This window comes from Streptomyces sp. LUP30 (assembly GCF_001746365.1).
In the GTDB taxonomy this organism is placed as follows: Bacteria; Actinomycetota; Actinomycetes; order Streptomycetales; family Streptomycetaceae; genus Streptomyces.
In genome coordinates, this window is the sequence record NZ_MJAJ01000045.1 from 123,484 (window position 1) to 144,642 (window position 21,159).

Below are 21,159 nucleotides of genomic sequence, written 5' to 3' on the forward strand. Positions count from 1 at the left end.
AGCCGGGGCGTCAGCGGCGCGGACGCTCCAGGGTGAGGAGCAGACCCTCGACCGCGCCCGGCCCGATACGGCCCTTGACGTCCGCGGAGGTGATGGCCTTCAGGGCCCAACCGTCCTCGGCGTGCTTGTTCAGAACCTTCTCCAGCTTGTCGCTGTCGAGTGCGTCTCCGATCAGTGACTCGCGGAAGGTGACGACCTTGTATTCGAGTGCCTGGGGGTTGCTCATGTCTGGGGCCTTCCCGTGCATGGACTGGCTGACGGAACCGGTACCAGCCAACCACCGATCGGCCTCCTCGCGCGCGGCGGGGTCGAACCCCCGGGCCGGGGCGGCCGGTTCCGCGGCGGCGCACCGGGAGCGGAACCGGAGGTGCGGCGGGCGGGCCCTTCGTGGCGGGGCCTCGCTCCGGGGCGGCCTGAGTCGTCCCCCCGTAGTTCACCGGGAGCCGGGCCTGGGATAGGGTCCCCCCGGTTCCGGCTACCGATCGAAGACGCGCCGGTACGGGGAGTGTCGGAGGGGCGGCGAGGCGATGGAATCCCAGGTGGGCGACGGCAGATCCGTGGACCTGGACGGTGCGCGGTTGGAGTCGTTGACGCTCGAACCGCTGCTGACCCGGGACTACGAGACCCGTCCAGCGCTCGTGTACGAGCGGTTGCGCAGGCGTCACGGCCCGGTCGCGCCGGTCGACCTGTTGGGGGTGCCCGCCTGGCTCGTGCTGGGCTACCGCGAGGCGCTCGACGTGCTCCAGGACGATGCCGGTTGGCCGAAGGGCCTGGAGAACTGGCGGGCGCGCACGGACGGCGAGGTGCCGGCCGACTGGCCGCTCGGACCGTCCCTGGAGGTCAACCATGTGCTGATCCAGGGCGGCCCCGGTTATCGCCCGTTGCGGCAGGCGTGGGACGCGGCCCTCAAACCGTTCCAGGATCCCCGTCATCCGCAGGCCAAGCGGCTGAAGGCCGCCGTGACCGCCTACGCCGACGACCTCATCAGCCTCGTCGGGCAGGCGGGCGGCACGGGTCTGGCGGACCTGTCCGCCCAGTTCGCCCGCCCGCTGCCGCTGATGGTGGCCAGTCATCTGCTCGGCTTCCCCGGTTCGCAGGGCGACGACGCGCTGATGGACATGTGGCGGGTGCTGGACGCCGGTCCGGACGCCGAACCCGCACTGGAGCGGCTGCTCGCGACGCTGGCGGAACTGGCGGCGGTGAAGCTGGAGAAGCCGGGGGACGACTTCCCCTCGTACCTGCTGGCGGCGCACCCCGAGCTCTCCCTGGACGAGTTGGCCCGTGAGCTGTTCATGCTGCTGGGCATGACCTCCGACCACGTGGGGATCCTCATCTCCAACACGGTGGTCGACGTCGTCTCCGGCGAGGGCGGCGTGCGGGCCAGTCTGTCCGCCGGGATGGTCAGGGAGAGCATGAACCGGGTGGTCATGCGCAAGCCGCCGCTGGTGAACTTCGTGCCGCGCTTCGCGGCCAAGGACACTCCGCTCGGCAACTACACGATCCGGGCGGGCGATCCCGTCTGGGTCTCCTCCGCGGCGGCGCATGCCGACCCGCTCTTCGCCGGCAACGTGTGCCCGAGCACCACGGTCAGCACCCGGGCGCACCTGTCGTGGGGCGCCGGCCTTCGTCAGTGCCCGGCGCGCGAACTCGCCTCGACGGTCGCGGCGGTCGGCGTGGGCCGGCTCTTCGAGCGGTTCTCCCACCTGGAGCTCGCCCTGCCGGCCGACCAACTGCCCTGGCGTTCCTCGCCGTTCATGCGGGGCCTGCGTTCACTGCCCGTCCGCTACGAACTCGCGGCGACTCCGGCCCGGCCGTCGGGACACGCCCCGACGGCGGAGTCGGACGTGACGGCGGCGCCGGACCCGGCCGTCCGGCACCGCTCCTCGTTGTGGCGCTATCTGACGGGTCTGATCGGCGTCGGCCGCTGACCCGACCCACGTACCCGGAACCGATGCGATGCCCGGGACCGGCCGCTCGATCGCGGCCGGCCCGGCTCCTCGCTCAGCTGCGTCCGCACTCCGGCCCGGCCCGGCCCGGCACTCCGGCTCTGCCCGGGCTCCCACGTCTGCGCTCCGGCGTGCGCACCGCTGCTACGTCTGCCCGACGACCCGGGCCACTTCGACGCGGCCGATGTTCGGGGCCCAGGAGTTCGCGTTGGCGAACGTCACGCTGTTGGCGCCCCGCTCCAGGTCGACGGGTACGCCCAGGGTCCAGAAGTCGTTCACGCTCCAGGTGTTCTTGAAGGTGACCCTGCGGGGTGCCGCGTGGCCGACGGCGATGTCCGCCGTACGGGACATGATGTCCGTGTTGTAGGCGTGGCCGTTGTCGCGGCGGTCGTCGTGCGCGTAGTGCACGACCAGCACATGGCGGCCTGAGCTGGGGACCTGCACCGTGAACTCGGCCGTGCTGGAAGGGCTCCCGCCGAGTTCGCCGATGCAGATCCCGCCGTGGGCGTGGGCGGAGGCGACGAGCTTCGCGCCGCCCGTCAGCGAGGCGGCCGCGGCCCCGTAGGACAGGACGCCGGTGGTCGAGCCCGCCCCCGACACGTCGAGCGAACGCACCGCCGCGTGCGGGGCGGTCAGGGAGACACGGTTGTTTCCGGCCACCAGGTAGAGCCGCAGCGGCCGGCCCGGGGTCGCCGTCGCCTGCGCGCCGTGCAACGTGAGCCGGACGTCCGCGGAGGCCTGCGCGGTCACCGCGTAGTAGCCGTCGCGCGGGGCGTACACGTCGAAGACCGCCTTGTCACCGACGCGCAGGACGAGGGCGCCGGTGCCCACGCCCGCCGACGAGGAGTAGTCGTACGACGGCTGCCCCGTGATGTCCGCGAGCGTCGCCTCGTACGACGTGGACGGGACGCCGGTGCAGGCGGTCAGGTCGACGCGGTCCAGGGTGACCTCGGCGTCGCCCTTGGCGAGCGTCAGCCCATGGGCGCCGGCGGTCAGCTCCACGCGGAGGTCCTTCCTGGCGCGGTGGGCCCAGTTCTCCGTGGACGGGTACGTCACCGTGACGAGGTCCGTGCCGTCGACGAGCAGCCGCTGTGTGGCAGGGCCGCCGGACTGGTTGCCGTACAGGACGGACAGGTCGTACGAACCGTCCGCCGGGACCGTCACCGTGAAGTCGACCTTGCTGGAAGGGGTGTTGAGAGAACCGACGTCCTTCGTGCCGGAGGCCGCATAACCGTTGGCGTCGCTCACCGTGCCCAGGGTTCGGACCTCGCCTCCGGTCACGGCCGCGTCCTCGGCCTCGTAGGACGCCGACCAGGGCACGCACGCCGGGGTCGGGGAGCCCGTGCCGCCCGGGGTGAGGGCGATCCGGTACGCGGACATCCTGTGCAGGCCCCGCAGCGGCACGGTCACCGAGCCGTCGTCCGCCACCTCGAGCTTCGTCCGGGCGAGGACCCGCGGAGCGGCGTGCTGCCCCTCGTAGCCGGACCAGGCCGCCTCGGCTACGGTCGCGGTCACCGTGCGCCCGAAGACGGACCGGGGGACGTCGCGCAGCACGACGTCCGAGTCGCCGTCCGAACCGCCCAGCAGGACCTGGGCCTGGCGGCGCGAGACGTCGAGGGAGGCGAGTCCCTGGAGGGTGTCGACGGCGTCGGCCTGCGGCGGGGTGACCCGGACCGTGTCCCCGGTCAGTCCGGCGTACCAACGGAAGAACCACCAGCCGCCGTTGGGGATGTTGGTGCGCACCACGTTGCCGTCCATGTTGCCTGCCGCGTCCCAGTAGGCCTGGTTGGCGTAGACCTTGTTCCGCTCGAACATCGAGACCCACTGCACCAGTTGGCCCGGAACGGACAGGTCACGCCGGTTGGCGTACTCGTCGATGCTGATCTTCAGTGGTGCGATGCCCAACCGGCTCTCGATGGAACGGCAGTCGTCGTGGTGCCCCTGGAAGTCGCGCAGCGAGCCGGAGCTCAACTCGTGCCAGGTCAGGATCTGCGGCAGGACGTTCTCCCGCTGGGCGAAGGCGAGGAAGTCGGCCATCAGCCGGTGGTGGTACGCCGTCTCGTTGGGACCGGCGATCCTCGCGGCGGGGTCGATCGCGCGGATACGCCGGTACACCGTCTTCCAGTCCCTGAAGAACCGGTCGCGGTTCACCTCGTAGCGCGCCCGGTCGGCGACGCCGAGGTCGTACCAGATCTGGTCCGGCTCGTTGAAGGGGACGTAGACGAAGCGGTCGCCGTTCGGGTCCGCCGCCACCTTCGTGACGATGTCGTCGACCCTGGACAGGTAGTCGTCGAGGCCGAGGTCCTCGTACGGCCATAGCGCGTAGACGTCCTGCATCAGCACGTTGATCTCGCCGCCGCCGTTGCGGAAGAACGCCCCGGAGACCGAGAGCGCGTCGCCGTTGGGATGCTGGGCGCCGCCCTCCGGCTTCTGCGAGATGCTGGTGATCTTCAGCGGCTCCAGTACGGCGTCGCTGGGCACGCCGTCGTCGCTGAGTCCGTAGAGGGCTCCGTTCGCGCCGAGCGTCACGGGGCCCTCGGAGACGGCGAAATCGACGGTGAGGCGCTGCGGGACGGCCGAGGCCGCCGCGAGTCCTGCTGCGGGGAGGGTGCCTGCCATGGCGGTGACTCCAGGTGCGGCGGTGACATGGGCGGTTCTCGAGCGGGTGCGGGTGCGGGGTGCGGGGTGCGGGTGGCGGGTCGGACCGGCCGGGGCGGGGGCTCACGTTGCCCTTCCCTCCGGCCATGGGGTGGCTCCGCCGGTGGTTGCGGACACGGTCCTTCGCCGCGTGTGCGATCCCTCGCCGCGCGTACGGGGGCGCGTGGGTGGTGCGCTCAGTCCCGGGCCAGTGCGACCCCCGAACTCTCCCGTACCACCAGCTCCGGCGCGGAGACGCGGTACGGGACGGTCTGCGCCGACGCCGACTCCTCCAGCACCCCGTGCAACAAGGCGAAGGCGGACCGGCCGAGGCCGGTGAAGTCCAGACGCACGGTCGTCAGCGACGGCGTGAGATGGGCGGCATGCGGGGCGTCGTCGAAGCCGGCCACGCTGACCTCGCCCGGCACGGACCGGCCGGCCTCGTGCAGGGCGCGCAGCACCCCCAGCGCGAGGTCGTCGTTGCCGCACAGGATCGCGGTGACGGCCGGGTCCGCGGCGAGCCTGCGCCCCGCCGCACGACCGTCCGCCGGGCTCCAGCCGCCCTGCAGCGGCCGTGGTTGCGGCGCTCCCGCCTCGCGGAGGGCCTCGAGCCACCCGGCACAGCGGGCCCCGGTGCGCCGGGTGCTGGACGGGATCGCCACGTAGTGCACGGTCTCGTGGCCGAGGGAGAGCAGATGCCGGGTCGCCTCGTGGGCGGCCTCGCGGTCGTCGGTCCACACCCAGGGGCGGTCTTCGGCGGGCGGACTCGCGGGGGTCTCGACCACGCCGACGACGGGCAGTTCGGCGGGGATGCTGTGCAACGCCCGGACGCCGGCCGGGTCATAGGCGATGACGATCAACCCGCCGCCCGTGTCCGCCGCGCGCTGGACCACGGCGGCGACCGCGGACTCCTCCGCCGATTCCAGGACGCCGATCCCCACCGAGTAGGAAGCGGCGCGGGCGGCCTCCTCGATGCCCTGGAGGATGGAGGCGTGACCGTAGTGGGTGGTCTCGGCGGTGAGCACGGTCACCGCGCGGCTGCGCCCGCGGGCCAGGGCGAACGCGGTGGCGTTGCGCCGGAAGCCGAGCTCGTCGACGGCGGCGAGCACGCGCTCACGGGTGGCCGCCTTGACGCTGGGGTGATCGTTGATCACCCGGGAGACGGTCTGGTAGGAGACCCCGGCCGCTGTCGCCACATCGCGGATGCTCGCGGGACGTCTGGTAGGACCGGTCGCGTTCACGACAGGATTGTGACCGGTCACACAGGGGGCGTCAAGGGCTCCCGGAAGGGCGACCGTGCCGCGCCTCGAACGCATCGGCCCCGGACGCGCACGGTCGGCCGGTTCTCAGCCCATGCTCTTCGCGCCGTCCAGGGCCTCGCGGATGATGTCGGCGTGACCGGCGTGTTGGGCGGTCTCGGCGACGATGTGCAGCAGAACCCGGCGGGCGGACCACTGGACCCCCGGCTCGAACCACGGAGCCGCCGGCAGCGGGTGCGCGGCGTCCAGGTCGGGCAGGGACACGACGAGTGCGTCGGTGCGGTCCGCCACCTCCTCGTACTCCTTGAGGACGCCCGCCAGCGTCTCGCCGGGCAGCATCCGGAACTCGTCGGCCCGCGCGGCGAAGTCGGCCTCGGTCATGGCGCTGAAGTCGCCCAGGGCCGAGGGGCCTTCGAGGATGAACCCCGCCCAGCCTCGTTCGGTCGCGCTCACGTGTTTGATCAGCCCGCCGATGCACAGCTCACTGACCGTGGTCCGCTCTCCGGCCTGCTCGTCGGTGAGGTCGCGGGCGGTGAAGCGCAGGAAGTGCCGCTGCTTGGCGAGCGCTTCCAGCAGGTCGGCGCGCTCGCGGCTGACGGCCGGTGCTGCGGACGTCTCGTCGAGGGGGGTGCGCTTGCTCATGGGTCGCCTTCTTCCGTGAGTGCTGTTCCGCGGTCGTAGAACCACTCTAGGAGCGATGGAGGTCAGATCCTGACCTAGTGGGCCGGGTCGGCCGACCGGGTTCAGCGAGCCGTCGTCACCTCCATGCCGTCCGCGCCCCACGCCGCGGCGCACAGGGCCCGTTCGGCCTCGGCGGTGTACACCGCCGAGGCCAGCCAGGCCCGGGCGAAGCGGTCCGTGTCGGCCGGGAGCAGACGGCCGAACGCGTCGCGGGCACGGTCCGCCGCGGCCGCGTGCAACTCGTCGAGAAGGTCGGCCGCGGTGCCCAGTCCGACACGGCGCAGACGCGCGCCGTCGCCGGTCGCGCCGCCCGGGAAGGCCAGCACACGGCGGCCCCCGGAGACCCCTTGGTGCACTCGGCGACGCAGAAGGTGGAGGGGGGCCTCGTCCGCCGCGCGAGCCTCGACGGGCGCGCCCGCCGGTGTCGGCAGGTTTGCCGTCGTGGACGGGGCTGCCGGCGTGGGCAGGTCCGCACGCCGAAGACGGTCCAGGCCCAGATCGACCCGGGCGCCGGGGTCGGCCGGGTGTTCGGTGGCCAGCAGCAGCACGCGCGGCAGCGGACCCACAACGAGCCGGGCCACGATCCGCAGCCGACTGCCCCGGGCGGCGGCCAGCAGGCGGAGGTTGTCGCGGTACGGGAGCGCCGGGTCCTGGTGAGCCGTCGTGAGCCGCAGCGCGCGACCGCCGCAGTCGGCCAGCAGACAGTCGCCCGTGGCCTCACGGACCGTGCCCGCGAGGGTGACGTCCAGGAACAGCAGGTCATGGCCGCCTCGGAGAACCCGGGCGACCTGCTCGGCGACGGGCGCCGCCCACAGCCGGTCGAGCGGCTCGGCGCTCCAGGCGACGCCGCCGGCGCGCACCGCCCGCACCCCGGCCCCCGCGCCCAGCCGACCGGTCGGGGAGACGGTCGCACCGGTGACGGCGAGCCCGGCGCGCGACAGCTCACGGTGAGTCAGCGCGGTGTCGCCGATGCGGACGGCGCGGTCGGCAGCGCCCGTCGCCCGACCGGGGCCGCCCGGCGCCACGTCGGAGACGGTGTAGAGGCGGCCTTCGGTGTCCGCGGTCCAGGTGACCGCGCCCGCGTACCCGGTCGCCGTGAGGACGGGCTCCGAGAAGAGCCCGTACAGGCGCAGGGAACCGTCCGGGATGTAGGGCTGCCGCACCGTGCCGCGCAGTTCGGCCAGCTCCGGGCCGCGCGCCGCCGGCAGCCGGTGGGCCACGCCGAGAACGGCACGCAGGGCTTCGACCAGTTCGGGCAGCCGGTGCGCGGGGTCGGCGGAGCGGGCCGCCCGCACCCCGTTGACCACGGAGACCGCCGACGCGGCTGCCCGGGGGAGACCCGCGAGCCGTGCGGTGTGCGCGGCGCGCAGGAGTTCCGCTTGGAGCACGGCGCCCGACCCGTCCGCGCCGGCGTCGAGCACGGCGGCAGCGGCGTCGAACACGGCCCGAGCGGCCACGAGTCGGGCGGGAAGAGCCGTCTCGTCCTGCGTCGGCTCCGGCCCGCCCGCGCCCTCGGGACCCCCGTCCTGCGCAGAGGCAGTGGCAGAGGCGGATGCAGCGGCAGTGGCGGAGGCGGAAGGGGTGCTGGAGACAGGGGTGGACGCGGAGACGGAAGGCGGGACGGACGCGCCGACCGGCGCGGCCGAGGCCGCCGCCGCTCGGTGCAGACAGTCAGGGGCGAGCAGGCACCCGCAGCGAATCGCGTCCGCCCTGGTCACCGTGCCGTCCACGACGTGCAGTTCGAGCTCGGTGTCGTCGTCGACGGCGATCCGCACCGTGTCGCCCTCGCGGACCACCGGACGAGCCGCCAGTTTGGCGACCCCCGCGTCCAGCCGCTTGCGCAGCCGGGGCGAGAGCGCCTCGACGAGTTCGGCGGTGACGAACGGCGCGACCGGCGGCAACAGGTCCTGGCTCATGCGATCTTCTCCCCTACCCAGCGGGCGAGTTCGAGCGGGCTGAGAGCGGCGACGGGCATGCCGGAGGCGACGAGCCGACCCGCGACGCCCGTGGAGTAGCGCGGCCGGCCGGAGTCGTCGAGGCTCGCGCAGCCCAGCACATGGCAGCCCGCCCCGACCAGCGCCCGCACCTCGGCGAGCAGCCCGCCGAGCGGGTAACCCTCCTCGAAGTCGCTGACGACGACCACGAGGGTGCGCGAGGGCACGGTGACCAGCTCGCGGGCGTGCCGCAGGCCCGCCGCGATGTGCGTGCCCCCGCCGACGCTGACCTCCAGCAGCAACGACAACGGGTCCTCGACGTGGCCGGTGAGGTCGATGACCTCGGTGGAGAAGGCCAGGAAGTGGGTGGAGAGGGTCGGCACCCCGGCGAGCACCGAGGCGGTGAGCGCCGCCCACACGGTGGACGCCTCCATGGATCCCGACACGTCCGTCACCAGGATCAGCCGCCAGTCGGCCGACCGCCGGGCCCGCGCGCGGAACACCGGGCGCTCGGGGACGACCCGGATCGTGCCGTCCGGGCCGCGCCGTGCGGTCGCCAGGTTGGCGCGCAGGGTGCGGGGCAGGTCCAGTCCGCCGCCCGGACGGCGGCTGGGCCGCGGCAGTGCCGTGCCGTGCAGGGCGGGACGCAGCCGCGTGGCCAGTTGCCGGGTCAGCGCCTCCACCAGCCGGCGCACGAGCGGGCGCAGCGTGGCCAGCCGCACCTCGGGCAGCCCGCCGGCGTGCCGCAGCACCGTGCGCAGCAGATCGACCGAGGGGCGCACGCTGTCGGCGTCCAGCTCGGCGAGCACGTCGTCGCGGCCGGCCGCCGCGGCCGCCGCCAGTACCTCCTCACGGATGCCCGGCCCGAAGAGCGCGGCCAGCTCCTGCGACCACTCGCGCACCCCCGGATACGGCATCTCCCGGCCGCCGCCGACGGCCCCCCGGTCCGTGAGGTCCCCCCGGCTGCCCTCGCCGCGCCCGCTGCCGTACAGCTCGTCCAGCGCCGTGGCCAACGGGCGGGCGGCGGGCGGGAGTCGGTCGGCGCGTCGCCCCAGGACGAGCCGCCAGCGGTCGGCGGGCGCGAGGACACGGCCCTCTCCCGCGGTGTCTCCCGGGCCCTCGTCTCCCGGGCTCGCTACCGCGCCTCCTCGCGGCTCCTGCCCCTGCCCGACGCCGAAGCCCTCCCCGGGGCCGCCGACCGCGTGCGGGGCCGCGGGCGCCGTGGCGGCGGGTGTGGGGACGGCTGGGGGAGCGGTGGACGCAGGTCGAGTGGACGCCGGCCGGGCGGACGCGGCTTCCGCGGGCGAGGATCCGGTGGCCGCGGCTGCGTCACCGCCCCGCGGGGGCAGCAGACCCAGCGACCGCAGGACGGCGCGGGCCGCCAGGTCCGCCCCCGCCCAGACGGCGAGGGCGGCCGGGTCCAGGCCGTCGGTGTCGGCCACCCGCTCGGCGCCCAGGCGCTCCTCCACCGAGGCCAGCAGGCGGTCGCGGGCCGCCGGGCTGAGGGTGTCGAACCCGCCCCGCAGCGCCGGCAGCCGGTCCAGGAACTGCCGGTCGGGCAGCTCCGACACACGGTCGAGCAGTGGCTCCAGGGCCGGCGCCGCCGCCTCCAGCAGCGGTCCGGCGGCCGTCAGCAGGCCGCTCAGCCGCGCGGTCAGACCGGACCGGGACTCGGCGTCGACCCCGCCGTCGACCCAGGACGCCACGCGGTCGCCGAAGATCCGGGCGTCCTCCTGACCCAGCAGCACCCTGACGGCTCCGGCGGCGCCGCGCATCAGCGGGGAGCCGTCGGCGGCCAGCCGGGCGAGGGCGTCGGCGAGCCGGATGCCGCCGACGAGGTCGGCGCGGTGGGCGAGTTCCAGCAGGGCGTGCGCGTCGGCCGGATCCTCGGAACCGGTCAGGCCGTCCACCTGGCGCACCGCCGCCGCGGTGAGCAGTTCGGCGACGGCCGTCACCCGGGCCGTACGGCCGGCGTGGAGGCCCAGTCCTGCGACGTGACCGGCCCGCAGCCGGTCCGACAGGGAGAGAGCGGCGAGCAGTTCGGGCAGCGTGCCGGCCTGCGGCAGCACCTCGGCGACGTCGCCGAGCCGCTCGTCGGTGAGCGCGTCGAGCCCGCACTCCGCGGCTTCCGCGAGTCCCAGCAGAACCTGCGCGGCCGTCGGCCCGCCCTCCTCCAGCTCCGCGCGCCGCCGTTCCCGCAGCACGCCCTCGGCGGCCTGGGCAGGAGTGACGCCGCGTACCCCGGCGGCGGTCAGCACGGCCGCCGTGGCGGGCGTCCAGCGCGCCTCCCAGCGGGAGGTGAGGGCCTGGGCGCCGCCCGCGCCGACGACCTCCTTCGGCTCCCCGTAGGGCACCCCGCACACCGTCAGCCTGCGCAGCAACAACTCACGGCGCCGGTCGAGGTCGGAGCGCAGGGGGTCGAGGCGGAGGTCCCGTGCGGCGCCCGAGGGGCTCTCCGGTCCGGGCAGACCCAGCGCGGCGACCTCCGCCTCGACCGCGGGGGCGAGCCCGCTGCGCGGCGCGTCCGGCGCGGGCCGTCCCGTGCGCGTGCCGATGAGCACCCGCTCCATCGCCCGCGCGACGGCCCTGCCCCGCCCGTACGGCTCGCCCTGCGCGAGGACCGTCTGCACCGCCTCGACCAACTCGCCCCGGCCCGCCGCGGGCAGCCCGCGCAACCGGGCCAGGTCCGAGGCGAGCCGGCTGATCTCGCGCGCGTCGGCCGGCCCGGACGGATGTCCCAGGCCGCGCAGCTCCGCGCACACCCGCACGGCCGCCCGCGTGAGCGCCTCCTCCAGGGCGGCCGGGTCACCGGCGGCCCGGAGCACCATGTCCTGCCACTCCGGGTCCCGGATGCCGGCCGGATACCCGGAACGCTCGTCCAACAGGTGGTAGGCGTACGGGATCAGAGAGGTGACCCAGGAGACCCGCCGCGTCCCGGCGGCGTCGGCGTGGACCTCGGCGCGGGCGTCGTCGGTCGGGGCGGCCGGCGCCGGCCGGTCCGAAGCCGAACCGGTCAGCGCGGGCGCGTGGAAGGCGCCTACCAGCACGGCGGCCCGCTCGCCGCCTGCGGTGGCCTCGGCGATCCGGGACCGCATCCACCGCTCCCGCCGCAGGTCCAGTTCTGCCACCCCGCCCGAGGCGGCCGCGTCCTCACGCAGCGCCCACCCCGTCAGCAGCGCGGCCCGGCGCAGCGCCTCGGGGGGCGAGCCCGGTGCGGTCGCCTCGACGAGCCGGTCCCACAGGTCGTCCCCCGGGCGGCCCGTGAGGCGGGCCCGCAGTGCTCCGGCGAGCCCGAGGGACCCTCCCGGCGCCGGGCCGTCGCGCCCCTCGCCCCATGCCCGGTCGGCGAGGGGCAGGTCGCAGGCGATCACCGCGACGCCGTGCCGGGCGGCCCAGCGCACGGCCGCCAGCTCGGGCGAGAAGTCGGCGAACGGATAGAACGCCGGGCTCCCGCCGCCTCTGGCGTCACCGGGAGCGGCGGCGAGCGCGACCGGGGCCCGCGTGGCCGCGTGCCCGAGCCAGGGGAGCCACTCCTGCATCTCGGCCGGCAGTTCGACCAGCAGCACGTCCGGCTCGGCCTCGTCCAGCAGCGCGGGCACGGCGGCGGCCAGCGAGGGCGCGTGGTGCCGTACGCCGATGAGGTAGGGCCCGGCCGGATCGGTGAGCGCGGCGAGCGCGTCGTCCGGAGCGTCCGTCGGGGTGGGGTGAGGGGACACGGCCGTCAGCCCTCCAGCACCGTGCGCAGCTCCCACAGGGTGCGCCAGGTGGCGGAACCCTGCTCGGCGCGGCGGCGGACGGGACCGTCCCAGTAGCCGCGCAGCCGGGCCGCGTCAGCGGGGTCGTCCTTGCGGACCACGCCGAGCAGGTGGCCGGGCAGCAGCCCCAGGACGTCACGGTCTCCGGGGAAGTAGGCCGCGGCGAGAGCCAGCGCGCCCGCGACGGACACGGCCTCGGCTGTGCTCATCACCGTGGACGGACGTTCCACCTCCCAGCCCTCCGCCGAGCGTCCCTCCCGCAGATCGCGGAAGGCCGTGACCAGAGCCTCCAGCACGGCGTCGTCGACCTGGAAGGGCGCCCCGGCCCGCTCCACCGAGGCGCGGGCCTGACCGCGCACCAGGGCGGTCTCCGCGTCCAGGTCCGGAATCGGGCCGACGGTCTCGAAGTTGAAGCGGCGCTTGAGGGCCGCCGACATCTCCGAGACGCCCCGGTCGCGCAGGTTGGCCGTGGCGATCAGGTTGAAACCGGGCGCGGCATGCGCCAACGCGTCGGGCGTGCCCGTGAGTTCGGGCACCGCGATGCGCCGCTCCGACAGCAGCGACACCAGGGAGTCCTGCACCTCGGGCAGACAGCGGGTGACTTCCTCGACCCGGGCGATGGCGCCCCGGGACATGGCGGCCAGCACCGGCGAGGGCACCAACGCCTGTCGGCTCGGCCCCTGCGCCAGCAAGAGGGCGTAGTTCCAGCCGTACTTGAGCTGGTCCTCGGTGGTGCCCGCCGTCCCTTGCACGACCAGGCCGCTGGTGCCGCACACGGCGGTGGACAGCAGCTCGGACAGCATCGACTTGGCGGTGCCGGGCTCACCGACGAGCAGCAGCCCGCGCTCACCGGCGAGGGTGACCACACACCGCTCCACCAGCGCCCGGTCGCCGACGAACTTGCCCTCGACCACCAGCCGGCGCGGCGCCCCGTCCGGTGTCCCGACGCCCTCGGGCAGCTTCAGCGCGCGGCCGTCGCTGCCCATCACGAACGTGACGACGGCACGCGGGGTGAGCCGCCAGGCCGGCGGTCGCGGCCCGTCGTCGTACGCGGCGAGGAAGGCGAGCTCGGCGGCGTACCGGTCCTCCGGCGGGACGATCTGGCGCTCGGGGGCGGGGGACGGGGCGGTGGCGGTCATCGGGGCGATGTCTTCCAGGTGAGAGGGGGCGGTGGTCATCGGCGTCGGCCCTTGCGGGTGGCCCGGGTGGTGAGCTCCTCGTAGGCGGGGACGTCACCGGAGCGGACGCGGCCCCACGCGCGTGCGAACAGTTCGGGCACCGGGACCAGCGGCACGGCGCGGACATGGGCGCGCACCGGGTAGAGGCCCTCCTTCCAGACCTCCACCGGCAGAGCCGGGGACTTCAGGTCCAGCCAGCCGCAGGGCAGGAACAGGGTCCGGCCCGCGCGCGCCCGCCTGGCCTCCACCACCAGGTCGCCCGCCGCGAGTTCGGCGCGGGCCTTCTTCATCCGGGCGGGCCGCCAGCCGGTCCAGCGCACACAGTTGCGGTCCGTGGGGTCCGGAAGGGCGAGCAACTGGAGGTAGAGGGCTGCCGCGTCCGCGCCCAGACCGAGCTGCGCGGCGACCTCGGTGACCAGCTCGGGGACGCTGAAGGTCGGGTCTTGCGCATGGCCCGACGGTCCCCGCGGATCGGTCCCCGCGGCGACCGCGTCGGCGAGGTCCTCGCCCAGGAGCGTCCGCAGGGCCTGCATGCCCTGGCCCCGTCCGGGCCCCATGAGCCCCTCGACCAGCCCGAAGACGGGGTCGTCGGGGCCGCCGAGAGCGCCGGGCCGCACCAGTACGGTCTCCTGCTCGCCGTACCACGGCCGCAGCACCAGCGCCTCGCCCGCGGCCGTCAGCCCGTGCGCGTCGGCGCCGCCGGTCGCGGGCAGTCCGTACGCCTTGCGCAGCTCGGCGGCGGTCGAGGTGCCCTTGTCCGTCCAGGCGACGTCCGGATCGATCAGCAGTCCCGGATCGGCCACACGGCGGCGCACCGCGGCCAGGCTCTCCGGCAGGACGGCCCGCAGCGGGTGCGCGTACGGAAGGGAGTAGGCGAGTCCGGCCAGGGCGGCCACGGCTCGCGTCAGGTCGTACCGTCCGGGCAGCGCCGAGGGGTCCTCCGCGACGAGGTTGCCGTCCTCGTCCGGCCGTTGCACGGTGGTGCGGTGGATCCAGGGGGTGAGCCGCGGGTTGAGGACTTCCTCCACGGCGCCGGTCGGCAGTCCGTCGAGGGCGAGTTCCCCGGCGAGCTCCTCGGGCAGCCGGACGACTCCGGCGAGCCGCTCGGCCCACACGCGCCCCGCCGCCCGCGTGTCCGGCCCGGTCGTCCACAGGTCACCGGGGGCCTGCGGCAGCAGCGCGCCGACGAGCGCGGCCCGGTCGCGGGGGCCCACCGGCGTCAGCAGGGCGTCGCCGAGCTGCTTCTGACGGGGCTTCAGCCCGGTGGCCGCGATCACCTCGTCGGTGAGCTGCGGCGGGTTGCCGGCGAGCAGCAGCGCCGCCTGGACGGGGCCGAGCCCCCCGTGCGTCGCGGCGGCCAGGGCGTCGGGCGACTCCGGCTGCCAGGGGGCGGGGCCCTTGTCCCGGACGAGCGCGGTGACGGCGGCCAGCGCGTCGGCCGGGTACGCCGCCGGGTGCGCATCCTCCTGCACCAGGGTGAAGTGGGCTATCGCGCCGAACCGGCCGGCCGGATCGTGGTCGAGGGCCAGCCAGTTCACCCGCCCGGTCTGGCGGTCGACGCTCCGGCAGCCGAGGACGACGACGGTACGGCCGTCCCGGCGCAGCACCTGACCGATCCGTTCCTGCTTCTCGTGCGGCTCGCTCAGCACGACCTCCCGCAGCGTGCCCTCGGGTAGGGCCAGCGGTCCGTCGGCGATCGCCTCCAGGAGCAGCAGGAGCGCCTCGCGGTGCTGCACGGTCGTCGTCGGACAGGCGGCCCGGTACGCGAGCGGGCGCAGTACGTCCAGCACGGGCGTCCACACCGGGCCGATGCCGGGAACGGTGAACTCGTCGCTGCGCCAGCCGTCGGGGACGCCGGCGGGCGAAGAGGCCTCGGGCAGGGCCTTGCCGTCGGCCGGCTTCCCGGACAGCACATGGTTCACGGCGCGGATCTGCCGCAGAGTGGCCCAGCGCGTCTCGCCGCCCCACCACCCCTGCATCGGGGTGATGCCGGTGACGGCCTCGCGCAGCGTCTGGTCGTCGCCGTGCTCGGGCTTCAGGTCCGCGAACATGCCGTTGATCCGGTTGCTCTGCGTCTTCGGCGAGACCGGAGGCGTCACGAACGCGGCGGTCGACTCCGCGAGCCGCAGGACCGCGCGCACGAGCGCGCCGACCCCGGCGACCAGCCCGCGGTCGCCCAGCGCCGGCAGGAGACGGGACACGATCTCCTGCACGACCTCGTCCGCCGTGGGGACGAGCGACCGGCTCTGCGAGCTTCCGTCGACCGCTCCCGCCGCGGCCTGTGCGGTCTGCTGCTCGGCCAGCGCCTGCGCCGCTGCCCGCACGATCTCGCCCGCCTGCCCGTCGGTCAGGGCGCGCAGCGCGGCCGACGCCTGCGCGTCGCGCGGACGCAGCGCGTGCCAGTACTCGACCGGTGGGACGAACCGGGTGCCCGCGGCGAACTCGCCGCCGCGCTCCATCGGCGTCAGCCGGCCGAGTTCACCGGCGGCGGAGGTGTCGTCGCCCGAGTACAGGGCGATCTGGCGGTGGAGCCGGACGGCGACGGGCTCCGCCCCGCCGGGCAGCCGCAGCGCGCCGAGCAGGACGCCCGGCGCCCGGCCGCCCGCCCAGGGCAGGGTGACGGTCCGGCCGTCCGGCGTGCCGGCGACCGTACGCGCCTCGCCGCCCTCGCCCTCGGTGCGCACCCAGCGGCCGAGAACCGTGCCGTCGGTCCCGAACGGGGTCTGTTCCAGGCCCGGTTGGAGCGGCAGCAGCTCGCAGTTCTCCTGCAGCAGCGTCGCGTCCTCCCGGATGCCGGACTGCAGGAACGCGGGCAGCGAGGCACGCCCGTGGGTGCCGGTGGCCGGGTCGTACTCGAGCCAGACCTGCTGCCGGCCCTGTCGGCCCTGCCGCCAGTACGAGGTGCCGTCGCCGAGGATGCGGCGACCGGCGGGCAGGACGGTGTCGCCGGCGTGCAGAGCGCGCCCGCCGCCCGCGCGACCGCCGCCGGGCAGGGGGAGGGAAGGGGCGCCGGCCTCGCTGCCGCCGTACCAGTAGGCGGGGATCTGCTCGCCGCCGAGCGGGAACACGTCGGCGGGACGGGCGGACCAGTAGCCGAACTGCTGGCCGTCCTGCCGCCACATCACCAGCAGTTCGCCGTCCGTGTAGCGGAACGACGGACGCTGCCAGCGGTTCGGGGGCACGGGCAGCCGCAGGTCGTGCTCCAGCAGGATCTCCTGCGGGCCGACCACGAACACCTTGTGCTCACGGGAGACGATCAGCGCGGGCCACGCCTCCTGGACGGTCATCGGGTTGTCGTGATCACGGCCGGGCTTGGTCTCGGCGTCGATCCGGCGCAGCGCCTCGTCGAGAGCGGGCCAGCCCAGTTCGTCGAGGATGCCCGCGCGCAACGTGTGCCCGAGCAGCGGTGCGACGTCGCGTGCGGCGACCCGGGCCACGGCCGCCGGGCTGACCCGGGCGGCCACCGCGCGGAAGGGACGCAGCCGTTCCAGCGCCGTCCGCGCCGCGGGCAGGCCGACCGCCGAGGACAGGTCCCCTGCCGCGTCGTCCAGCCACTCCCGCAGGACGTCGCCGAGCACGGGGTGGGCGGCCAGGCCCTCGAGCACCCCGGAACCGGGACGGATGCCGCTGAGGGCGCCGACGCCCGCGTACAGCAGGCGACGCATCCGCGGATCGGCCGCCGTCGCCGTCAGGTCGCGTCGTCCGCCGCGGGGATCGGACAGCCAGCGGTCCAGGGAGAGATGCACGACCTGGTCGGCGGCCGGCAGGGCCAGCGGCACGCCTTGCGCCACGCACAGGTCCAGCAGGTCGAGGTCGGCGCCGGCATGCCAGCGCCCCGAGCACAGGTCGACGGGCCTGCCCAGCTCGCGCAACCGGGGCGCCATGCGTTCCACGAGGGCGAGAGTGGCCGGGGAGCGGAGACTGACGGTGCCGCCGTGCTTGCGGTGCAGCGCCCACCGGCCGAGCCATTCGGCCGCGTCCACGTCGGACGCCGTCCCACCGGTGAGGAGCAGGTCGGCGCCGCACTCCGCGAGCAGCGCGAGCCAGAACTCGTCGTCCTCGACGGAACGGCCCAGACCGGCCGGCATGATCTCCAGCAGCCGGGTCCGCACCTGCGGTCGCTGCCCGGCGAGGACGGCGAGGGTGGACCGGTAGGCGTTCCAGAAGGACGCGGGGGCCCGGACCGCGGCGGGCGAGGCGAGCAGGTCGTCGACCAGGGCGCACTCCTCGGCGACCCGGTCCAGACCCGCCGCCTTGATCAGCCCGCGCGCGTCCTGCGGCAGCGACGCGTACGGCGGCATGCCGGCCGCGCACCGCTCCACGGTCAGCTGGCGGAACTGCGCCCAGGCGGCGGCCGGGTCCAGCCGTGCGGCGAGCGCCCGGACGTGCTCCTTGAGCGCCTTGACCGTCAGCGCGCCGGCGAAGGCGAACTCCAGGAACACGGCCCGCTGGCGCTCCTCGTCGACCGCCAGCGCGTGCACCCGCTCGGCCTCGCGGGCCTTGCCGAAGAAGGCGGAGGCATACGTCGTGTTCTCGTGCTGGAGGAAGACGCGGGCCGCGTGCTCGTAGTAGGTGGGCAGGAAGTGCGGCACGGCCCGGCCGAGCCGGGCGCCGAGCTCCTCGAAGCCGTCCTTGGCATGGCCCGGGCGGGACTTGGCCTGCCGCGCGAGGCGCTCGACGTCCTTGACCAGGGCCAGCGCGTGATGGCCGTTCGCCGGGTCGTTGACCAGCGCCCAGGCGGGGAAGCCGAGCGTCTCCCGGCGCACCTGGCCGACCTCGGGCGTGTGCGCCTCGCGGGTCAGTCCGAGGAAGTCCAGGGCGAGGTCCTCGGCCTCGCCGAGGGTGCCGGGCACGAGGCGCACGATCCTGCGGTCGTCCAGCGCGGGATGACCGTAGGTGCGGACGGTGAGCGTGTCGGCGTCCTCGCGGGTCGTGCTGCCCGGGGGGAGCACGGCGCCCGCGTCGAGCAGGACGGCGGCGGTGTTCTCGTCGTGGGTCGTCATGCCGCCCGCTCCTCGTCCTCGATGTCGCGCCCGGCGTAGAGCGAAGCCGCCATGCGCATGCCCTCCGACCACGCCACCGCGCCGACCTGGCCGAGCTCCAGCGCCCGGCCCGCGGCGTCGGTGAACGTGAGGGGGCCGGTCTCGGCCTCCTCGTAGCCTTCGTAATCGCCCACCCACACGCGGGCTTCGACGGTGCGGCCGTCCTCCAGGACGGACGTCACGGCGTTGCCGCCGCGCACCCGGTATCCGAGCTGGGTGACCCGGCCGTGCAGGAACCGCTGTTCCTTGAAGGCGCCGCCCGCGTACTCCTCGACGGCCGTGCCCTGCGCGTCGAGCGTGGCGGGCCGTCGCCACACCTCGCGGAAGAGCTGCTGGGCGCGCTGCTCGACGCCGAGCTCCACCGCGAACTCCCGCAACTCCTCGAGATCGTCCAGGAGTACGGGGTGGGGAAGCCGTACGAGGGCCGGGGCGATGCGGACGGTGTCGCCGTCGAGGTCGACCAGGCCGAGGCCGCGCTCGGGGTCCGCGTCCCGCAGGAATCCCGCCACCTCGCCGTCGTCCCCGGTGACCACGAGGTCGCGCAGGGCGGCCTGCCAGGCGGGGTCGGGCCAGACGTGGGCGACGACGGCGAACGGGACCGGCAGCGAGCGCACCATCCACCGCTCGACATCGGCCAGGCACCGGTGTTCGTGCCGTTCCAGCCACTCGACGAGCTGACGCAGCCCCACCACCGCCGGCTCGTCGGCGATCTTGGGCGGCACGGACTTCAACCGCCGCCCGGCCGCGTTGCGGCACACCACCTTGCCGTCATCCAGAGCGACTTCGTAGTCGCCGGCCGACACCCACCCCATGCGTGCCTCCCGCACCCGCTGTGATCAAGTGCCGGGAACTGTAGATCAGGCCACTGACAACGGGGTCCGGGAGGCGACCAGGGGGCGGGGTCCCGCCGACCGGCGCCACGAAGTCCGCAGGTCACCCCAGGGGGCCGGCGTCACAGGGTGGTGCGGCCGGGGTCCGGACCGGGGGCGGGCACGGACACGGAGGAGACGGTGCGGGTCAGCCTTCGACCCAGCCGTGGTTCTTCGCGAACTGCGCGAGCCCGGCGCGCACCTGGAGGATCTGCTCGCCGGTGAGCGAGGGCGCCGCGGTCAGCAGCGCCTCGGTGACGTCCCGGGTGAACTCGTCCGTGCTGAGCACGTCGCACAGGACGTCGTCGTCGGCGGTGAGGGGCTTGCCGTCCTCGCCCCGCGCGAGCCGCACCCCGGACGCCTTCGGACCGCGCTCGCCGTCCTCGATCTCGAACTCCACCACGATGCCCCGGCGGACCTGGGACTCGGGCATGAGCATGTCGTTGACGTGCAGGAAGACGTCCTCCCCGCCGTCGTCGGGCGCGATGAACCCGTAACCGCGCTGACTGTCGAAGCGCACCACACGACCAGCAACCATCCCAACCCCCAGCAACCTCGAAACACCCACGTCGGTGAACCTGCTCAGATCGTAGTCACAGCCGATGCCCCCGGGCGAGCCCGGAACGGTCACCGAGTTCGACGGCGCGGGGCGGGCGGCTCCGCGGCAGGCCCGGCAGAGCCTCGCGCCGGCCGTCCGGTCAGGACTCCGCGCGCTCCGCGTTGCGCTTCTTGATCCGCACGGTCTCCTTGCGGACCTCGGCCTGCGTGGCGCGCTCCTTCTCCAGCCACTCCGGCCCGGCGTCCTTGATCGCCTCGATCTCCTCGGTGGTGAGCGCCTCGGTCACCCCGCCACGGGCCAGGCCCGCGATGGAGACGCCCAGCTTGGCAGCGACCACCGGGCGGGGGTGCGGTCCGCTCTCGCGCAGCGTGACCAGCCACTCGGGCGGGTTCGCCTGGAGCTCGTTCAGCTCGGCGCGCGTGACGACGCCCTCCTGGAACTCGGCGGGCGTGGCGGGGAGGTGCACACCCAGCTTCTTCGCCGCGGTGGCGGCCTTCATCGTCTGGGTGTTCGCTTGCGACTTCATGCAGTCCAGGGTATCGGCCGCGGCGAAGAGCCCCGACCACAGCCGGTAACCTGGCGGGATGACCGACTCCGCGGACACCCCCTCGTTCCGGCTCGCCTACGTCCCCGGAGTGACGCCCGCCAAATGGGCGCGGATCTGGGCGGAACGCCTGCCCGACACCCGTCTGGTCCTCCTGCAGACGTCTCCCGCCGAGGCCGACGGCCTCCTGCGCGAGGGCGCCGCCGACGCGGCCTTCGTGCGGCTCCCCGTCGACCGCGCGGTGTTCAGCGCCATCCCCCTGTACACCGAGACGACGGTCGTCGTGGTCCCCAAGGACCATGTGATCACCGCGGCCGAGGAGGTCACCCTGGACGACCTCGCCGACGAGGTGGTCCTGCACCCCCTCGACGACGTCGTCGGCTGGGAGCAGCCGCCCGGCGAGCCCGCCTTCGAGCGCCCCGCGACCACCGAGGACGCGATCGAGCTGGTCGCGGCGAACATCGGCGTCCTGGTCGTACCGCAGTCCCTGGCCCGTCTGCACCACCGACGCGACCTGACCTACCGGACACTCGTCGACGCGCCGCAGTCCGAGGTCGCCCTCTCCTGGCCGCAGGACGCGACCACCGACCTGGTCGAGGACTTCATCGGCATCGTCCGGGGCCGCACGGTCAACAGCACGCGGGGCCGCGCCCCGCAGACCCCCGCCGCGGAGCAGAAGAAGGACGAGCGCCGTAAGCCGCAGCCGGGCGGCGCCCCGCGCCGCGGCACGGCCGCCGGGGCCCGCGGCGCGGGGC

13 protein-coding genes are annotated in these 21,159 nt (G+C 74.8%); 2 read left to right on the forward strand and 11 right to left on the reverse strand.

The window, feature by feature from the left end:
- Window positions 1–10: 10 nt before the first annotated feature.
- Entirely contained in the window at window positions 11–226 is a 216-nt protein-coding gene (locus BG482_RS30085; protein WP_069772325.1) for a DUF4177 domain-containing protein, read from the reverse strand.
- 301 nt (window positions 227–527) lie between these two features.
- Here BG482_RS30085 and BG482_RS30090 point away from each other — a divergent pair, with 301 nt between their 5' ends.
- Window positions 528–1,928, forward strand: coding sequence for a cytochrome P450 (locus BG482_RS30090; protein ID WP_069772326.1), 1,401 nt, complete (start codon window positions 528–530; stop codon window positions 1,926–1,928).
- A 162-nt stretch (window positions 1,929–2,090) separates the two neighbouring features.
- Here BG482_RS30090 and BG482_RS30095 read toward each other — a convergent pair whose 3' ends face one another.
- From BG482_RS30095 to BG482_RS30140, 10 genes are all read right to left on the reverse strand, one after another.
- A complete protein-coding gene (locus BG482_RS30095) occupies window positions 2,091–4,565 on the reverse strand; it encodes a CBM35 domain-containing protein (RefSeq protein WP_069772327.1) in 2,475 nt (824 codons plus the stop codon).
- A 215-nt stretch (window positions 4,566–4,780) separates the two neighbouring features.
- Window positions 4,781–5,845: a LacI family DNA-binding transcriptional regulator gene (locus BG482_RS30100; RefSeq protein ID WP_069772328.1), complete on the reverse strand. Its 1,065-nt coding sequence runs from the start codon at window positions 5,843–5,845 to the stop codon at window positions 4,781–4,783.
- An 84-nt stretch (window positions 5,846–5,929) separates the two neighbouring features.
- Window positions 5,930–6,484: a DinB family protein gene (locus BG482_RS30105; protein ID WP_069772329.1), complete on the reverse strand. Its 555-nt coding sequence runs from the start codon at window positions 6,482–6,484 to the stop codon at window positions 5,930–5,932.
- A 101-nt stretch (window positions 6,485–6,585) separates the two neighbouring features.
- Window positions 6,586–8,439, reverse strand: a complete 1,854-nt coding sequence (locus tag BG482_RS30110) for an SWIM zinc finger family protein (RefSeq protein WP_069772330.1) — start codon at window positions 8,437–8,439, stop codon at window positions 6,586–6,588.
- Window positions 8,436–12,173 (reverse strand): DUF5682 family protein, encoded by a 3,738-nt coding sequence (locus BG482_RS30115; RefSeq protein ID WP_069772331.1) that lies wholly within the window; start codon window positions 12,171–12,173, stop codon window positions 8,436–8,438. The genes BG482_RS30110 and BG482_RS30115 overlap by 4 nt, the downstream gene beginning before the upstream one ends.
- A gap of 5 nt (window positions 12,174–12,178) precedes the next feature.
- Window positions 12,179–13,390 (reverse strand): AAA family ATPase, encoded by a 1,212-nt coding sequence (locus BG482_RS30120; RefSeq protein ID WP_370745916.1) that lies wholly within the window; start codon window positions 13,388–13,390, stop codon window positions 12,179–12,181.
- Window positions 13,387–18,393 carry a hypothetical protein gene (locus BG482_RS30125; RefSeq protein WP_069772332.1) on the reverse strand — a complete coding sequence of 1,669 codons (5,007 nt, stop codon included), beginning with the start codon at window positions 18,391–18,393 and terminating at the stop codon, window positions 13,387–13,389. The genes BG482_RS30120 and BG482_RS30125 overlap by 4 nt, the downstream gene beginning before the upstream one ends.
- A complete protein-coding gene (locus BG482_RS30130) occupies window positions 18,390–19,244 on the reverse strand; it encodes a DUF4132 domain-containing protein (protein WP_069772333.1) in 855 nt (284 codons plus the stop codon). The genes BG482_RS30125 and BG482_RS30130 overlap by 4 nt, the downstream gene beginning before the upstream one ends.
- A gap of 205 nt (window positions 19,245–19,449) precedes the next feature.
- Window positions 19,450–19,839, reverse strand: coding sequence for a cold-shock protein (locus tag BG482_RS30135; protein WP_069772334.1), 390 nt, complete (start codon window positions 19,837–19,839; stop codon window positions 19,450–19,452).
- Between the two features lie 160 nt (window positions 19,840–19,999).
- Window positions 20,000–20,386 carry a DUF5997 family protein gene (locus BG482_RS30140; RefSeq protein WP_069772347.1) on the reverse strand — a complete coding sequence of 129 codons (387 nt, stop codon included), beginning with the start codon at window positions 20,384–20,386 and terminating at the stop codon, window positions 20,000–20,002.
- Between the two features lie 58 nt (window positions 20,387–20,444).
- On the opposite strand from BG482_RS30140, the gene BG482_RS30145 reads away from it, so the two are divergent.
- Window positions 20,445–21,159, forward strand: a 715-nt coding sequence (locus tag BG482_RS30145) for a LysR family substrate-binding domain-containing protein (RefSeq protein WP_069772335.1), incomplete at its 3' end; no start/stop codon positions are given.